The 16,850-nt window shown below is 70.9% G+C and carries 11 protein-coding genes and 1 pseudogene; 6 read left to right on the forward strand and 6 right to left on the reverse strand.

Annotated features, from left to right (window positions below):
• The first annotated feature begins 1 nt into the window (after nucleotide 1).
• From ACIO3P_RS30585 to ACIO3P_RS30600, 4 genes are all read left to right on the forward strand, one after another.
• Complete coding sequence (locus ACIO3P_RS30585) at nucleotides 2–2,044, forward strand: pectinesterase family protein (protein WP_401854137.1); 2,043 nt, start codon at nucleotides 2–4, stop codon at nucleotides 2,042–2,044.
• Between the two features lie 57 nt (nucleotides 2,045–2,101).
• Nucleotides 2,102–3,439: an ABC transporter substrate-binding protein gene (locus tag ACIO3P_RS30590; protein ID WP_401792766.1), complete on the forward strand. Its 1,338-nt coding sequence runs from the start codon at nucleotides 2,102–2,104 to the stop codon at nucleotides 3,437–3,439.
• A 115-nt stretch (nucleotides 3,440–3,554) separates the two neighbouring features.
• Nucleotides 3,555–4,418: a rhamnogalacturonan acetylesterase gene (locus tag ACIO3P_RS30595; RefSeq protein WP_401854134.1), complete on the forward strand. Its 864-nt coding sequence runs from the start codon at nucleotides 3,555–3,557 to the stop codon at nucleotides 4,416–4,418.
• Nucleotides 4,419–4,477: 59 nt separating this feature from the next.
• Nucleotides 4,478–5,815, forward strand: a complete 1,338-nt coding sequence (locus ACIO3P_RS30600; RefSeq protein WP_401854133.1) for a polysaccharide lyase family 1 protein — start codon at nucleotides 4,478–4,480, stop codon at nucleotides 5,813–5,815.
• A gap of 70 nt (nucleotides 5,816–5,885) precedes the next feature.
• On the opposite strand, the gene ACIO3P_RS30605 is transcribed toward ACIO3P_RS30600, so the two are convergent.
• Together ACIO3P_RS30605 and ACIO3P_RS30610 are read right to left on the reverse strand one after the other, a co-directional pair.
• Nucleotides 5,886–7,556 (reverse strand): rhamnogalacturonan lyase B N-terminal domain-containing protein, encoded by a 1,671-nt coding sequence (locus ACIO3P_RS30605; protein ID WP_329824596.1) that lies wholly within the window; start codon nucleotides 7,554–7,556, stop codon nucleotides 5,886–5,888.
• A gap of 110 nt (nucleotides 7,557–7,666) precedes the next feature.
• A complete protein-coding gene (locus ACIO3P_RS30610) occupies nucleotides 7,667–8,512 on the reverse strand; it encodes a putative protein N(5)-glutamine methyltransferase (protein ID WP_401854130.1) in 846 nt (281 codons plus the stop codon).
• Nucleotides 8,513–8,860: 348 nt separating this feature from the next.
• Between ACIO3P_RS30610 and ACIO3P_RS30615 the strand changes: the two genes are divergently transcribed.
• The gene (locus tag ACIO3P_RS30615) at nucleotides 8,861–11,788 is read left to right on the forward strand and encodes an AfsR/SARP family transcriptional regulator (protein WP_401854128.1); all 2,928 of its coding nucleotides are present in this window, start codon (nucleotides 8,861–8,863) and stop codon (nucleotides 11,786–11,788) included.
• On the opposite strand, the gene ACIO3P_RS30620 is transcribed toward ACIO3P_RS30615, so the two are convergent.
• From ACIO3P_RS30620 to ACIO3P_RS30630, 3 genes and pseudogenes are all read right to left on the reverse strand, one after another.
• Complete coding sequence (locus tag ACIO3P_RS30620) at nucleotides 11,767–12,078, reverse strand: hypothetical protein (RefSeq protein ID WP_329824599.1); 312 nt, start codon at nucleotides 12,076–12,078, stop codon at nucleotides 11,767–11,769. The genes ACIO3P_RS30615 and ACIO3P_RS30620 overlap by 22 nt on opposite strands.
• Before the next feature lie 293 nt (nucleotides 12,079–12,371).
• A pseudogene (locus ACIO3P_RS30625) lies at nucleotides 12,372–12,899 on the reverse strand (transposase); the annotation flags it as partial.
• Between the two features lie 491 nt (nucleotides 12,900–13,390).
• Nucleotides 13,391–13,933 (reverse strand): GNAT family N-acetyltransferase, encoded by a 543-nt coding sequence (locus ACIO3P_RS30630; RefSeq protein ID WP_329824600.1) that lies wholly within the window; start codon nucleotides 13,931–13,933, stop codon nucleotides 13,391–13,393.
• A 625-nt stretch (nucleotides 13,934–14,558) separates the two neighbouring features.
• Here ACIO3P_RS30630 and ACIO3P_RS30635 point away from each other — a divergent pair.
• Nucleotides 14,559–15,617 (forward strand): lytic polysaccharide monooxygenase, encoded by a 1,059-nt coding sequence (locus tag ACIO3P_RS30635; protein WP_401854125.1) that lies wholly within the window; start codon nucleotides 14,559–14,561, stop codon nucleotides 15,615–15,617.
• A gap of 34 nt (nucleotides 15,618–15,651) precedes the next feature.
• Here ACIO3P_RS30635 and ACIO3P_RS30640 read toward each other — a convergent pair whose 3' ends face one another.
• The gene (locus ACIO3P_RS30640) at nucleotides 15,652–16,530 is read right to left on the reverse strand and encodes an alpha/beta fold hydrolase (protein ID WP_329824602.1); all 879 of its coding nucleotides are present in this window, start codon (nucleotides 16,528–16,530) and stop codon (nucleotides 15,652–15,654) included.
• Nucleotides 16,531–16,850 lie beyond the last annotated feature (320 nt).

A 16,850-nucleotide genomic window follows, 5' to 3' on the forward strand; every position in this document is an offset into this window, starting at 1 on the left:
CATGACGCACCGCCGTAAGCGCTTTCGCATCGGGGCAGCCGCCTTCGCGTCCGCCCTGCTCACCCTGTTCGCGGGGGTCGCCACGACCCCCGCCGTCGCGGCGCCCGCCGCCCCCTCCGGCTCCGCCCCCGCGCCCGCCGCCGTCTCCGGGGCCCCCTCCCCCGGCCCCTCCGGCCGGGTCCAGGACCGGATCTCCGAGGAGCCGCACGGTTTCGCCTCGCTCGCGGGCTCCACCACGGGCGGCCGGGGCGGCCAGGTCGTCACCGTGCGGACCCAGGCCGATCTGGCCCGCTACGCCGCCGCGGCCGAGCCGTACATCATCCGGGTCGCCGGGGCGATCGAGGTCGCGCCGTTCGGCGCGGACATCGTCGTGACCTCCGACAAGACGATCGTCGGGGTCGGTACGGCCGGTGAGATCGTCCACGGCGAGCTGCATCTGCGGCCCGGCACCCACAACGTGATCATCCGGAACCTCACCATCAGGGACTCGTACGTCGAGGGCGACTGGGACGGCAAGACCCAGGACTTCGACGGCATCCAGATGGACTCCGTCCACCATGTCTGGATCGACCACAACCGGTTCACGCACATGGGCGACGGGCTGCTCGACATCCGCAAGGACAGCGAGTACATCACCGTCTCGTACAACCGTTTCGACGACCACAACAAGGCGTTCGGGATCGGCTGGACCGAGAACGCGAAGACCCAGATCACTATCGACCACAACTGGTTCAGCGGCACGAAGCAGCGCAACCCGTCCGCCGACAACTGCGCCTACGCCCATCTCTACAACAACTACCTCTCCGCACAGGTCGCCGACGGCGATCCGGTGTGGAGTTACGGCAACTGGGCGCGCGGCCGGACGAAAATGGTGATCGAGAACAGCTTCTACGAGGACGTCCAGCACCCCTATCAGGCCGACGAGACCGCCGAGTTGGTGCAGCGCGGCTCGATCCTCAGGAACACCACGGGGCGCCGGGACGCGTGGGGCACCGCCTTCCGGCCGCGCGACTTCTACCCGTACCGGCTGGACCCGGCGGCGGCCGTGCCCGCGCTGGTGAAGAAGTACGCGGGACCGCAGGCGTCCATCGGGACGGACACCGTGCTGAACGTGCCGGCCGACTACCGGACCGTGCAGTCGGCCGTGGACGCCGTCCCCGCGGGCAACGACGGCCGGATCACCGTGGCGATCGCTCCCGGTACGTACCGGGAGCAGGTCCGGGTGCCCGCGACCAAGCCCCTGCTGGACTTCCGGGGCACCGGGAGCGACCGGTCCCAGGCGGTGATCGTCCACGACACCCCCAACGAGTACGGCGGTTCGAGCGGCAGCGCCACGGTGCTGATCGCCGCCAACGACGTCACCGCCCGCAATCTGACCTTCGTCAACGACTTCGACGAGGCGGCGCACGAGCTGAACAGCGAACAGGCGCTGGCGATGAAGACGACCGGCGACCGGATCGTCTTCGAGAACACCGCCTTCAAGGGCAACCAGGACACCCTGATGACGGACAGCCCCCAACTGACCCGGATCAGCAGGGTCTACGTCCGCGACAGCTACATCGAGGGCGATGTCGACTTCATCTACGGACGGGCCACCACCGTCATCGAGCGCTCCCTGATCAGGGCGCTCAGCCGGGGCTCCGCCACCAACAACGGCTATGTGACGGCCGCTTCGACGTGGAAGGGCAACCCGTACGGCTTCCTGATCACCGGCAGCCGGATCGTCAGCGACGCCCCCGCCCAGTCCTTCCACCTCGGCCGGCCCTGGCATCCGGGCGGGGAGCCGGACGCGATCGCCCAGGTGCTGATCCGGGACACCGAGCTGCCCGCGGCGATCAAGTCGTCGCCGTGGACGGACATGAGCGGCTTCCCGTGGCGGGACGCCCGCTTCTCCGAGTACCGCACCTACGGTCCTGGAGCGGCCGTGACACCGGACCGTCCGCAGATGGCGGACGCCGACGCGGCCCGCCACCAGGTCGCCGACTATCTCGCGGGGCAGGACGGCTGGGCGCCGCACCGGACCCCGTCGCGGACGCGGCACTGAACTCCCAACGAAACTCCACCCTCCACTCAACTCAACGACGAGAGAGAAGAGCCTGACATGAGAATCCCCATGGCATCCGGCGGCAGAGGACGGACGTCCGCCGCCGTCGCCCTGACCGCCGTCCTCGCCCTGACGGCGACCGCGTGCGGTGACGACGGCGGCGGCAGCGGCGGCGAGGGCTCGGGCAAGGGTGAGATCACCCTCTGGGACAACAACACCGGTGAGCGCAGGGACATCTGGGCGCAGATCATCAAGGACTTCGAGTCGCAGAACCCGGACATCAAGGTCAAGTACGTCGGGCTCCCGATCGACCAGGTCCAGGCGAAGTACGACACGGCGATCGACGGCGGCGGGCTGCCGGACGTCGGCGGTGTGGGTACGGCGTACCTCTCCAACCTGGTGGTACGCGATGTCCTGGACCCGGTCGACCAGCGCATCGCCGACGGCGCGCTCAAGGGCAAGCTCGTCCCGGCCATGGTGGACAGTGTCAAGGCGGCGGGCGGCCGGGACGGCATGTACTCCGTGCCGACGTCCACCAACAACGGGACGCTCTGGTACCGCACGGACCTGTTCTCGGCGGCCGGTCTCCAACCGCCCACCACCTGGGCGGCGTTCTACGACGCGGCGGAGAAGCTGACCGACGCCGGCAAGAACCAGTTCGGCTACACGATCCGGGGCGGCGCGGGGTCCATCGCGCCGGCGATGGACGCGATGTACGGGCAGTCCGGCATCACGTCCTTCTGGAACGGTGACAAGACCACGGTCAACGACCCGAAGAACGTGGCCGCCCTGGAGAAGTACGTCGCCCTGTACAAGAAGGTGACGCCGTCGGCCGACGTCAACAACGACTTCATCAAGATGGTCGCGCAGTGGGACAACGGCTCGATCGGGATGCTGACCCACAACCTGGCCTCGTACCAGGACCATGTGAAGGCGCTCGGCAACGAGAAGTTCAAGGGCCTGCCCTACCCGGCGCTGGAGGACGGCAGCCGCGTCCAGGTCTCCAACCCGGTCGACGGGCTCGGGCTGTTCAAGAGCAGCAAGAACAAGGCGGCGGCCTGGAAGTTCATCGAGTTCGCCGCGTCCCACAAGTCCAACAGCGCGTGGAACGCGTCGGCGGGCTCCATCCCGGCGAACACGGATGCCGCCGAGGACGACTGGATCAAGGACGCCGCGCCGACGGCCACCGCGATGAAGGCGCTGAGCGACGGTTCGACCAAGCTCGTCAACCTGCCGTACTACCTGCCCGACTGGAACACCATCAGCAAGAGCGGCAACGAGCCGAACTTCCAGAAGGTGCTGCTCGGTGACATGTCAGCGAAGGAGTTCGCGGACAAGGTCGCCAAGGAGCTGAACGACGCCCAGGCGGAGTGGAAAGAGCAGACCAAGAGCTGAGACACGGCCGATGAGCTGACCAACCGGTCCGGCGGTGGGGCGCGTTCACCCACCGGCCCCGCCGCCGGCCGCCTCCCCCTCTTCTGTACGGAACAGGAAAGCGAGGCACACCGTCATGCCGATCTCCAGGCGACAGGCCGCAGCGGCCCTCTCCGCCTTACCTCTGGCCGCCTTACCTCTGGCCGCGCTGCCCGGGACCGCCGTCGCTGCGTCCTCGGCGGCGGGGGTCTCCTCCACTCCGCCGCACCCGGTCCGCGCCCGGACGCTCTACATCGCGGGCGACTCCACGGCCGCGGACAAACACCTCGGCGCCGCTCCCGAGAGCGGCTGGGGCACGGCCCTCCCGTTCTTCCTCGGGAAACACCTCACGGTCGCCAACCACGCGGTGAACGGCCGCAGTTCGAAGAGCTTCCTGGACGAGGGCCGCCTCACCCCGATCCTCGACGCCCTGCGCCCCGGCGATCTGCTCCTCGTCCAGTTCGGGCACAACGACGAGAAGGACACCGACCCCACGCGCTACACCGAGCCCTGGTCCACCTACCAGGAGTACCTGCGGCGCTATGTGGCGGGCGCGAGGAAAGCCGGGGCGCGTCCCGTGCTGCTCACCTCCGTGGAGCGCCGGAGGTTCGACGCGGCGGGCAACTCCGTACCCACCCACGGCGATTACCCGGCGGCGATGCGCGCGCTGGCAGCGGCCGAGCGGGTCCCGCTGCTGGATCTCCAGGCCGCGACGCTGGCGCTGTGGCAGCGGCTGGGCGTGGCCGAGTCGACGACGTACTTCAACTGGCTCGCCCCGGGCGAGTCCCCGAACTACCCCGACGGGGTCTCGGACAACACCCACTTCCGGCCGCGCGGCGCCGTCGCGGTGGCCCGTCTGGTGGCCCGCGCGCTGCGGGACGAGCGGGTGCTGGCGCCCCGCGAGGTGCGCCGCCTCCGGGAGGAGATCCCGGAGTCCTGGCTCACCTGGCTCGACGACTGAGCCCGGCCCCACCCACCCTCCACACGATTTGACATGACCCCGACCGAGGAGAAGCAGTGATGCGCACCTTTGGACGTCATGCACGGCTCGCCGCCACCGCCGTGGTGTGCGGTACGACCCTGGCCCTGGCCACGCTCGCCGCCCCGGCGCAGGCCGGCCCGGGCCCGGATACGGCGGGTGGCTCCGCGGAGCGCGCGGCCCTCGCCCCGGGCGACGGCTGGGCCTCCTCCGGATCCGGCACCACCGGCGGCCGGGCCGCCGACGCCGAGCACGTCTACACCGTCACCACCTGGGCCCAGTTCAGAGCGGCGCTGGCGAAGGCGGCCGACGCCCCGTCGATCATCCGGGTCAAGGGCACCCTCGACGCGCTCTCGGACGAGCAGGGCAACGCCCGTACCTGCGACGACTACGCGGCTCCGGGCTACTCCTTCGACCAGTACCTCGCCGACTACGACCCGGCGGTCTGGGGGTACGAGAACCCGGTGAGCGGCGCGCAGGAGGATCTGCGGGCCGCGTCCGCCAAGCTGCAGTCGGCGCAGATCATGGCGTACGTCCCGGCCGACACGACGATCGTCGGCGTCGGCAAGGACGCCCGGATCCTCGGCGGCAGCCTCCAGATCAGGAACGTCGACAACGTCATCGTCCGCAATCTGACCTTCGAGGACACCTACGACTGCTTCCCGCAGTGGGACCCGACCGACGGCGACCTCGGCGAGTGGAACTCCGAGTACGACAACCTGGTGGTGTACGGCACCACGCATGTCTGGGTGGATCACAACACCTTCACCGACGGCCGCCACCCGGACAGTGAACAGCCCCACTACTTCGGCCGGTTGTACCAGCAGCACGACGGGGAGCTGGACATCGTCCGGGGCGCCGACCTGGTCACCGTCTCGTGGAACGTCTTCGCCGACCACGACAAGACCATGCTGATCGGCAACAGTGACGGCGCGGCGGCCACCGACCGGGGCAAGCTCAGGGTCACCCTGCACCACAACCAGTTCAGGAATGTCGTCGAGCGGGCGCCCCGGGTCCGCTTCGGCCAGGTGGACACGTACAACAACCACTACGTGGCCCAGAAGCCGGCGGACTACGGCTACTCCTTCGGTATCGGCTTCGAGTCCCAACTGTTCGCGGAGAAGAACGCGTTCACGCTGGCGGCGGGGGTGAACCCGGCGAAGATCCTGAAGAAGTGGAGCGACGCGCCGGTCACCACCGCGGACAACTACGTCAACGGGCTCCCCGTGGATCTCCTCGCGGTCCACAACGCGGGGATCCCCGAGGAGACCCTGCGCCCCGACGCGGGGTGGACGCCCACGCTGCGTACCGCCGTCGACTCGCCGCGCGCGGTGCCGCGCGTGGTCGACTCCGGGGCGGGCGCCGGAAAGCTGCGCTGAGCGGATCCCGTACCGCTGTGAGCGGCGGGTACGGGTACGGGCGCCCCCGTACCCGTACCCGCCGACGCGGTCAGACGAGCAGGTCCAGGCAGTCGAAGGCGGTCCCGGCGCTCAGGAAGCCGGTTCCGGTCGACCCGCTGACCACGTTCAGCTTGAGGATGTTGTACTGGCCGGTGTCCGTCTTCCAGGCGCTCGCGGGCACGTTGTACGTGAAGGTGTGGTTGTTGCCCCGGTACGAACCGGTGGTCAGCGAACGGGTGCTGGGCTGCGTCGGGGGCGCGGGGATCGCCGAGACCCAGTCGTTGACCGTCACCCGTGGACGGCCGTTGATGTACGCGGTGGTGACGCCGATGCGCAGGGTGTGCGCGGCGGCGGCCTGGGCGGCGGTGAGTTTGAAGTAGACCAGGACGCCGTCGTTGACGTCCGACCAGATGTAGCAGGGGAAGGCGGCGGTCTCGCCGTTCCCGACGACGACATTGCCGGTCCAGGCGGCGGCCCGTACGTCCGAGGGGTGCGCGGTCGTCATCAGCCGGGCGTTCTTGAACTCCCCCGGTGTGCCGTCCCAGTTGCCGATCCGCCAGATCGCCGGGGCGGTGCTCGGGTCGTTGGCGACGGTGAGGGTGTTGAGCGCGGTGGTGGTGCCCGCCGTCACCGTCACCGTGCTGGTGTGGACCGCGAGTTCGCCCTTGTGGACGGTGAGTGTGTACGTCCCCGGCAGCATGTTCGGGCAGGAGTAGGCCCCGTTGGAGGCGGCGGCCGAAGTCCAGTACTGCGCCTGGGCGTTGGCGAACCCCACGGTGTACGGGTACGCGGTGTCGCGGCCCGCGATGCCGACGCCCGCGACCCGGCCGCGCCCGCTTCTGCCGACCCAGCCGGAGAGCCCGAGCCCGTCCACCCACGAGGTGTCGACGTTGGCGGCGAAGAGCGACGAGGACGGCGCACCGCCCGCCGTGAAGGCGAGGAGGTAGGGGCCCTGGAGGCCGAAGCGCATCGCCTCCGTCTGGCTCTGGTTGTAGTGCAGGATCTCGTAGAGCCCGACACCGCCCTCGTTGGAGTGGCGCAGCAGCGAGCGGTAGAAGGGACCGCCGGACGCCTTCTCGTGGTTGCTGCGGACCATCCACAACCCCACCGAGCCCGTGGTGTACCCGACGTAGTCGTAGTCCATGACCCGTACGCCCGAGTAGTGCTTCGAGCGCGTCTGGCCGCCGGACTGCCGCCACACGTCGCCCGCCTCGATGACGGTGTCACCGCCCTCCACCCAGGCGTCGGCGCCGGTGGAGGGGAAGATGCCGGGCTTGAGGCGCGCGATGTAGCGGGTGGCGGTGAAGGACGTGTCGGCCTTGTTGGTCCAGAGGTAGACGTTGTTCTCGCCGCTGCGCGCCGCGTAGTAGTGGCGGAGTGTGCCGTGGGCGACGGAGACGAGGATGGTCGAGCCCGTCTGTGCGATGGACACCGTGGAGGCGCCGAGCCCGGACTCCACATGGGAGTTCATGCCGCCGTAGCCCTGGTACTCGGTGCCCTTGTGGACCAGCGAGGTCAGGTCGCCGGTCGACTTGGAGACCTTGAAGACCAGGTCGGCACCGGTGTTGAGGACGTAGTTCGTGCCGTCGTCGGTGTAGCCGAAGGCCGCGGCCGAGGCGACGCCCTGCCCGGTCACGGCGGAGAGCCCGGTGGCGGCGAGGCCCGCCGCGGTGGCGCCGAGGACCCGGCGGCGGGTGAGATGCCTCTTGTACGTGCTCATGGCGGGACGCTCCAGCGGTGGGGGGTAGGCCGAGTGGAGCGGGGAGGGCTCCACGTCTGCTGGTCGCCGCCGACGGCTCATTGGTTGCCGCGCGACTCCCGAAACACGCCCTACGGCCGGGTCCCGATGACCACCGTGGCGTACAGCTCCTCCGAGGTGGCCACGCGCGGCACCAGCCCGCTCCCCGCGAACGTCCGGGCGGCGCCCGCCGCCTGGCGCTCGCTCGTCTCGACCAGCAGGGAGCCGCCCGGGGCCAGCCATCCGGACGCCTCCGCCGTGACCCGGCGCAGCACGTCGAGCCCGTCCGCGCCGCCGTCGAGCGCCACCCGCGCCTCGTGTATCCGGGCCTCCGGGGGCAGCAGCCCGACCTCCTCGGTGGGCACGTACGGCACATTGGCGAGGAGGACGTCGACCCGGCCGCGCAGCGCGGCGGGCAGCGGCGCGTAGAGGTCGCCCTCGTACACCCGCGCCCCGGCGGGCACATTGCGCCGGGCGCACCGTACGGCGGCGGGGTCGATGTCGGCGGCGTACAGCTCGGCCCCGTCGAGCGCGGCGACCAGCGCCGCGCCGAGCGCCCCCGAGCCGCAGCACAGGTCGACGACGACCGCCCGCCGGGCCGGGGCGAGCGCGGCGGCCCGGTCGACCAGGAACTCCGTACGGCGGCGGGGCACGAAGACCCCGGGGTCGACGGCGACCCGCAGCCCGTGGAACTCGGCCCAGCCGAGCACGTGTTCCAGGGGCAGCCCGCCGACCCTGCGGTCGACCATGGCTGCGAGGTCGTCCGGGGTCCGCGCGGTGGAGACGAGCAGCCGCGCCTCGTCCTCGGCGAAGACACAGCCGGCGGCCCGGAGCCGGGCGACGACCTCGGAGGGCGGAACGGCCGCCGAGGCAGGGGAAGAGGAGGAGGCGGGGGAAGAAGAGGAGGAAGGGGAGGAAGGGGAGGAAGCAGAGGACACGGGGAGCCTTTCGGGATGCCGATGGGCACTCCCGGCGGTCACCTATGCCTGATGAACCGCACGGCCGTGGGAGAGGAGTGCCCGACCTGGTACAGCGGTGATGGGTCTCGCCTCCTTCGGTGGTGATGGGTACATCACTGTATGCGTCGGACACCCTACCCGAGGCGGCCCCGGCCCGCGCGTGGATGCGCGGCGGGTGCTCCGGCAGTGACGCGTTCGGGGATGTCCGCGGGAACATCCCGCGCTCGGTGGGCCACGCGAGCCCGAGCCTGGCCGGATTGTGGATTGGCCGGGCGGCGGAGGGGGCCAAGACTTGGAGAAGGCGGTACGGGGGAAGTCGGGGATGCGGTGACGATCGAGTTCGGCATGCTGGGGGAGATCCAGGCGCACGTGGGCGGGACGGCCGTGGATCTCGGGCCCGTCCGGCAACGCTGCGTGCTGGCGGCGCTGTTGACGGACGTCAACCGTGCGGTGCCGGTGGACGGCCTGCTCGGCCGGGTGTGGGGCGCCCACATATCCCCGGGGGCCAGGTCGACGTTGTACAGCTATCTGTCCCGGCTGCGGCAGGCGCTCGGCGCCGCGGCCGACGCGTCGTCCTCCGGCGCCGCCATCGAACGACGTCCTGGTGGATATGTGCTGCTCACCGACCCTGACCTGGTGGACCTCCACCTCTTCCGCGACCTGGTCGGCCGGGCGAGGGCCGCTGAGGACGAGAGTGCGGCAGCCCTGTTCGAGCGGGCGTTGGGGCTGTGGCGGGGCGAGCCCTTCGCCACGCTGGACACGCCGTGGTGCAACTCCCTGCGGGCGTCGCTGCTGGAGGAACGGCATGCCTGCCTGCTGGACCGGAACGACGTACTGCTGCGCCACGGCCGCCATGCGGCGCTCCTGTCCGAGCTGGCCTCCTGCCTCGACGGACACGCGCTGGACGAACGCCTGGCCGCCCAGTACATGCTCGCGCTCTACCGCAGTGGCCGCACGGCGGACGCCCTGCGCTGCTTCGACCGGATCCGCCACGCCCTGGCCGAGGAACTGGGCAGCGACCCGGGCCCCGAGCTGCGGCGACGGCACCAGCAGGTCCTCACGAACGACCCGGCGATCCGCGTGCCGTCCGACGCCCCCGCCCCGTCACCGGCGGCCGGTGTCGTCCCCGCCTCCGTCCCCGCCTCCGGCATCGCCTCGTCACGGGACCGCACCGTGCCGCGTCAGCTCCCTTCCTCGGGGCTGTTCGTCGGACGCGGCGCCGAGGTGGCCGAACTGGACAAGGCACTGGGCACCACGGGCCGGGCCGACGGTTCCGCGGCGGTGTGCGCCGTCAGCGGCAGCGGCGGCGTCGGCAAGACCTCGCTGGCCGTGCACTGGGCCCATCGCGCCCTGGGCCGGTTCCCCGACGGCCAGTTGTACGTGGACCTTCGGGGATTCACTCCCTCCGGAGAACCCCTGACCTCGGCCACCGCGGTACGGGGATTCCTCGACGCCCTCGGCGTCGACCCCGGCTCGATCCCGGCGGACCAGCAGGCCCTGACCGGGCTGTACCGCACCCTCGTCGCTGACCGGCGCATGCTCGTCGTCCTCGACAACGCCAGAGACGTCGACCAGGTCACCGACCTGCTGCCGGGCGGAGCCGGCTGCGCGGTGCTCGTCACCAGCCGTCGTCGGCTGACCGGGCTCGCCGTCACCCACGGCGCGCACCTGCTGCCGCTGGACGTGCTCTCGCCGTACGAGTCACGGAATCTGTTCGGCCGTCACCTGGGCGAGGAGCGCCTGGCCGCCGACCCCGCGGCCGTCACAGCGGTACTGGAGCACTGCGCGGGACTGCCGCTGGCGATCAGCGTCGCCGGGGCCCGCGCCGCCGTCGGCAGCGGTCTCACGCTCGCCGCGCTCGCCGAGGAACTCCAGGCCCGGCCGGAGCGGCTGGACGCCCTGGACGCGGGCGACCTGTCCACCAACGTCCGCGCGGTGTGCCGCGTGTCGTACCGCAGCCTGACCGACCGGGCCGCGGAGGCCCTCCGTCTCCTCGGCGCCGCGGGACCGGCCCCCGAGATCGGCCTGGCGGCCGCCGCCGCGCTGCTGGGCGAGCCACCGGCCGCGGCCCGGGTGACGCTGCGGGAACTGGAGACGGTCCATCTGGTGCAGCAGCCGGCTCCCGGCCGGTACGGCATGCACGACCTGATCCGTCTGTACGCCGCGGAGCGGGCCGCCGAGGACCAGCCGCGGGAGTCACGCGAACGTGCGCTGCGACGTCTGACGGACTTCTACCTGCACACCGGTTACGCCTGCGACCTGATCCTCAGTCCGTTCGAACACCATGTCCTGGAACTCGAACCGGCGCTGGACGGCGTGACGCTCGTCGAGCCGCCCGCCGATCAGGCGGCCGTCATGTCCTGGTTCCGCGCCGAGCACGCCGGTCTGGTCGCCGCGCAGCGCGTGGCCCACCTCCACCGGTGGGACCGCCTGGTCTGGCAACTGGCCCGGGTCGTGGACGGTTTCCTGTGGCGGCAGGGACGGCTCCACGAGCACCTGGCCCTGTGGCGTACGGGACTCGCCGCGGCAGAGCGCCTCGGCGAAGGCACCGCCCGCGCCTGGGCCCACCGCCGCCTGGCCCACGCCTGCGCCCGCGTGGGCCACCACGACCGCGCCGTCCACCACGCCGATCTGGCCCTGGCCGCGGCGCAGGAGGCCGCGGACGTCACCGAACAGGCCCGCATCCACGATGTCATCGCCTGGTCGTGGGCCAGACAGGGCGACGACCGGGAGGCCCTGGCCCACGTCCGGCACACCCTGCGGCTCCAGCGCCAGGGCGCCGACCCGTTGGCGCAGGCGAACGCCCTCAACGCCGTCGGCTGGTACGAGGCCCGCCTCGGCGAGTACGGGCAGGCCCTCGCCCACTGCGAGGAGGGCCTGGAGATCCACCGCCGCCACGGCTTCCGCGACGGTGAGGCGTGCACCCTGGACAGTCTCGGCTTCATCGCGCACGCCGCGGGCCGGCACGACGAAGCCCTCGCCCACTACGAGCGCGCTCGCGTCCTGTTCCACGATCTCGGCAACCTCTACGAGGAGGCGAACACCCTCGCCAACCTCGGCGACGTCCACCTGGCACTCGGCAGGACCGACCGGGCCCGGGACCAATGGCGTCGGGCGGCCGACCTCTTCCGCGTACAGCACCGTACGGAGGAGGCCGGCCGCCTGGAGGACAAGTCGGCCGCGACAACCGACCGACCACGCGGCCGGACGCCGTCGCCGCCGGCCGGCCCGGATCACACCACCCAACCGCCATAGCCGGTGAATCCGCCCTTGCCCGCGCAGTAGGCGTACGACTGCGACCCGTTGGCGTACTTCGTCGCGCCGAAGACGATGGCGCCGTTGCCGCACTCGGCCCAGGCGTAGAACTTCGTGCTCGGGGCCCCGGAGCACTGCGCCGCGTAGGTGTTGCTGTCGGACCAGGACGTACGGCAGGTGGCGGCCGCCACCCCTGACTCGCCGGACGGCGCGGCCTGAGCCGCCGGAACCGCTCCGAGGACGACTGCTGCCGCGAGGGCGCTGCCCGCGATGGCGTGACGAAGACGCATGGTGACTCCCAATCGTTGGAGACTCGTTCGCCGGGTTCCGGATGTGTCCGGCCCCTCACGTGCCACCATGCCGAGGGCTGTTTGAGGAAACCTTGAACGAATCTGGGGCGGCCACGGCGACCCGCGGGGCCTCGTGCTTCACACCCTGGCCGTCGACCGGTCAGACATCGTGAGACCGCTTCAGGAATCCCGAGTCGCGTCAGATGGTGAAGGGCCACCGAGGAAGGGACGAACCCTCTGGCCACGAGGTCGGGGACTCAGGGGCCCAGGGGCTGTCTGACAAATGATCATCCGGCGGGTTCGCGGAGCCACAAGATCAGAGCTGCTACGACGATTCCAGCCCGGTAACGATCGGCGAGCTTGCCGAACCTTGTTGCGATCGCACGGAACTGCTTGAGACGGGCGAAGCATCGTTCGACCACGTTGCGGGCACGGTAGATGTCCTTCTCGAAGCCCGGTGGGCGACCGCCATGGGTCCGTGCGAGGTCGGCCCGTAACGGAGCGCGGGATGTGGACGCCGTCGATGACCTGGCCGAAGGCGGTGGCGTCGTTGACGTTGCCGGGCGTGAGCACGATGGACAGCGGGAGGCCCCGGCCATCGACGGCGAGGTGCACCTTGGTGGTCAGCCCGCCCCGGGACCGGCCGAGGGCCTGACGCTCCTGCGAGCGGTCCGGATCTTCCCGTTCGTCCCCGTCCGCGGCCCCCTCTTATGGGCGCCGGCCGCGTGCTGGTGGGCCCGGTTGATCGTGGAGTCGATGGAGACGGTCCACTCCGCCCGGCCCACGGCGTCGTCGCGGACCTGGACGTGTTCCAGCAGCTTCAAGATCAATGATCAGAGTGCTCGTGCTCGGACTCCCGCGCGGGGTCCGTCAGGAAACGGCTCAGTCGGTAGGTGGTCGGCAGCTCCAGGCTCCCGCACAGCGTGTCGATCCGGATCATCGCCCCGTCGACTCCTGCCTCCCGAAGACGCCGCAACCGCGTACGCATCTCCGCCGGATCCCGAGTCTCAACGATCACTTCCCACTGTCCCGCTTCCGGCGCAGTGCGAGCAGCAAGCCGCTGTCGCGCGCCCTCTTGCCGCTGCCTTCTTCTCCCCTGTCTTGGCATCTGACCAGAATCACTGGCCGACGTCAGGACGGCAAGGCAATCGGGCCGAGCACGCACGCACATCCCCGCTCGGTGATCATTTGTCAGACACGGCCCAGGAGAACTCACGGGATGTCGCACACACGGGTGAGGTTCATCAGGCACGGGCGATCAGCCGACTGCCACCGGCAAGGGCGAGCTTCTTCCCCGATCCGGTGGCTGGGCTCAGAGCGGGGTGATGATCATGAGGACCTCGTCGCGGTCGTCGTCTGAGGAGAGCCGGAGGGCGCCGGGCCATCGGCCGACTTCCTTCCAGCCGAGCCTCCCGTAGAAGTCCTCCAGGCCGACGTCGCCGCGGGCGGCGAGGCGTAGCTGTTCCAGGCCCATCTCGTCCCTGGCGACCCTGCGTACCTCTTCCATGAGGGCACGGCCGACACCGCGCCCGCGGATGGCAGTGCGGGTCTGAACATGGTGGAGAGTGCCCCAGTGGGCGATCAGTTCGGACCGATCGCGACGGATGTTGAGCCAGCCTGCGAGTTCCCCGTCCAGGGTGGCCGTGAGGAGCCGGCTGACATCTGGGGCAAGCAGGCCGATGATGCGGTCGAGGGCCGGAGTCACCGTGGCGGCATCGACAGGGGGAAAGGGAAAGCCGGCCGCGCCGCCCGCGTTGGTGACCTCGACCCAGCACTCGGCGAGGGCCTGCCGGAGCTGGGGGGTGACGTCGCCGGGCGAGGTGAGCTGCTGAAAACTGAGGAGGTCGGTGGCCATCTTGAGATCCTGGCACTCACCTCTGACACTCTGATGCGCACCCAGGGGCGATGTCCGTCCGCAGGGGCCTGCGGAACGTCGCAGTCGAAGGTCGATCAGTACGCCGCGACCCGCCGCGACCACCGCGGCGGTATGTCGCGGCAGGCTTTGCGGCGCGAGTGCGACGTCACCTCGCAGACGGTGCGGAGGTCCCCGGGCGGCCAGTGGCGGCGGCTGCCGGAACCGCACGGGCAACTGTTGCGGTGCGAAACCTCCGCGCCAGGCCGTGCTCGGCAGGGCGTGCGCGAGGAGGGTCTTTGCTGCCGTCCGTGCGTGTCGGCCGTAGCCCGCTTCGCCGAGCACCATGGCACGACTGGCCGCCCCGTCCGCGAGGGTGACCATCGGTGCCGGCGAGTCGGGTCCGCCCCGGCGCGCAGGTCGCGCGGGCGTGTGCCTCGCCTGTTTCTCAGGCCCCTCTTAGCCGCACCTTAATTGCGGCATAAGGATGGGCTCCGCGCCCTTCTCACCGGCGATTCCGGGGTTTTGAGCGGCTAGTTTTCTGAGCGCTGGAGCGGCACGGCGGCGGGGAGGCCGCCTGCCGCTCCGGCGGTCTCACGCTCGTCCCCCTCCGAAGGAGTTCCATTCCATGACCGCTCGACGCACGGCCACCGGGATCGTCGTCCTCGGCCTCGCCCCGCTCGCGCTGGCCGGTCTCACCGCCGCGCCCGCAGTCGCCCACGGTTCGATGACGGACCCGGTCAGCCGGGTCGCCGGGTGTTTCGCCGAGGGGCCCGAGAGCCCGCGCTCCGAGGCGTGCAAAGCGGCTGTCGCGGCCAGTGGGACGCAGGCGTTCTACGACTGGAACGAGGTCAACATCCCGGACGCCGCCGGGAACCACCGGCAGATCATCCCGGACGGCAAACTGTGCGGCGCGGGCCGTGACAAGTACAAGGGGCTCGACCTGGCGCGCGCCGACTGGCCGTCGTCGCCGATGAACGCGGGCAACCGCACCTTCCGTTACAAGGCCACCGCGCCGCACAAGGGTTCCTTCGAGCTGTACCTCACCAAGGACGGTTACGACCCCACGCAGCCGCTGAAGTGGTCGGACCTGGAGGAGAAGCCCTTCCTGACGGTCACCGACCCGAAGCTGGAGGACGGCGCCTACGTCTTCGACGGCGTGGTGCCGAACCGCTCGGGCCGGCACCTCCTCTACTCGATCTGGCAGCGCTCGGACAGCCCGGAGGCGTTCTACACGTGCTCCGACGTGGTCTTCGGCCAGGACGGCGGTGGCGCGGCGGGCGCCGCCCCCACCGCCGCCCCGGTCGCTTCCGCGCCGACGGACCGGACGATCGAGGAGGGGACGGACAAATCCTCCGTCGACCACAACGGCCATGGCGGGGACGCCGGTCACACCGCGACCCCCGAGAAGGCGCCCGCCTCGGAGGCCGCCGCCCCGGCCACCGAGGCCGACAAGGCGGAGTCCGACGACGCCACCGGCGCTCCCGAGGTGAAGGCCGCCGGCGCCCCGTCGGCGCAGTCGGCGCAGCAGCCCTCGGGCGGCCAGGTGAACCTCGCCGAGACCGGCGGCAACGCCACCACCCCGTATCTCGCGGTCGGCGGAGCGGCGGCCCTCGCCCTCGGCGCCGCGGTGACGTTCGGTACGGTGCGGCGCCGGGCGGCCACGACGGGACGCCACGGCCGCTGAGCCGCGCCCGTACCGGACGCGGGGGTTGACGGGGTCAGCCGATCACCGACGCGCAGGTGGTCGGCGTCGCCCGGGCCGGGTCCAGTGCGTTGGCCACCTCGTGGAAGGCGATCCGGTCGACGAGTCCGAGCGTCGCGTGCTCGGACACGTCGGCCGCGCACAGGTCCTGGATCAGCACGTTGCGTACGTCGGGACCGGTCAGGAACTGTGACCGGTACGGCGTGACGATCTCGTCGTACCGTGTGGAGATGACGGTGTAGCGGACCCCGGGCACCGTGTCGCCGCCCGCGTTGAGCTTGGTGAGGAAGGGCGATCCGGCGATCTGGTCGGCGAGCGCGGGGGTCTTCTCGGTCAGCAGGTCCTCCGCGCCCGGGAAGTACCTCAGCAGCTTGGTGAGCCCGAGCAGGGTGCTGCCCCGGTTGGAGGGCGCGATCCCGACGAGGGCGTTCACCTTGGCCGCGCCGCCCAGGAACTTCAGGTAGTAGCGCGGCATCATGCCGCCCTGGGAGTGGCCGACGAGATCGGCCTTCGGCGCGCCGGTGGCCGCGAGCACCTTGTCGACGTACGTGGCGAGCTGTGCGGCCGAGGCGTCGATGGGGCCGAGACCGTGCAGCACGGGGACGCCGGGGAGCTGGCCGTAGTCGAGCGAGAAGACGCAGTATCCGCGGTTCACCAGGTACGGGGCGAGTCCGAGCCAGTTGTCGACGGAGTTGGCCAGGGTGCCGTGGACGAGGACTATCGGGCGGGGATGGGCGGCGGAGGGCTTGCAGGAGTAGTCGTTCCAGCCGCTGCTGGTGACGGCAGCGGCGGCGGGGACGGCGGTGGGAGTGGCGGCCACGGCGGGGGTGACCGTGACGGTAGCGGCCAGCAGCAGCGTGACCAGTGGTCCGAGCACGCGTTTCCAGGGCAGCATCGGGCGATCTCCTTGCGGCTCAAGGGAATGGCGATGACTGTCAGCCCTGTGGCCCGGACCACACTGAGGGGTGAACTACCGTCAAGTTACGCAGGAGTAAGGTGAAGAAGGAAGTTACGCGTCGGTAAAAGATGACGGCGCACCCCGGCGCGACCCGCCGTAGTGCGCTACGGCGCCGCCCGGCCGCCTTCCCTCTCTCCCCCGGTCGGCGCACCGCCCCGGCCCGCCCTCTTCCTCCCCCGGTCGGCGCACCGCCCCGGCCGCACACCCGGCCCTCGGCCATTCAGCCCCCTCCCGCCTGCGCGCACACCGTCGGCCCC

Origin of the sequence: Streptomyces sp. NPDC087310 (genome assembly GCF_044744405.1) — a bacterium.
GTDB lineage: Bacteria > Actinomycetota > Actinomycetes > Streptomycetales > Streptomycetaceae > Streptomyces.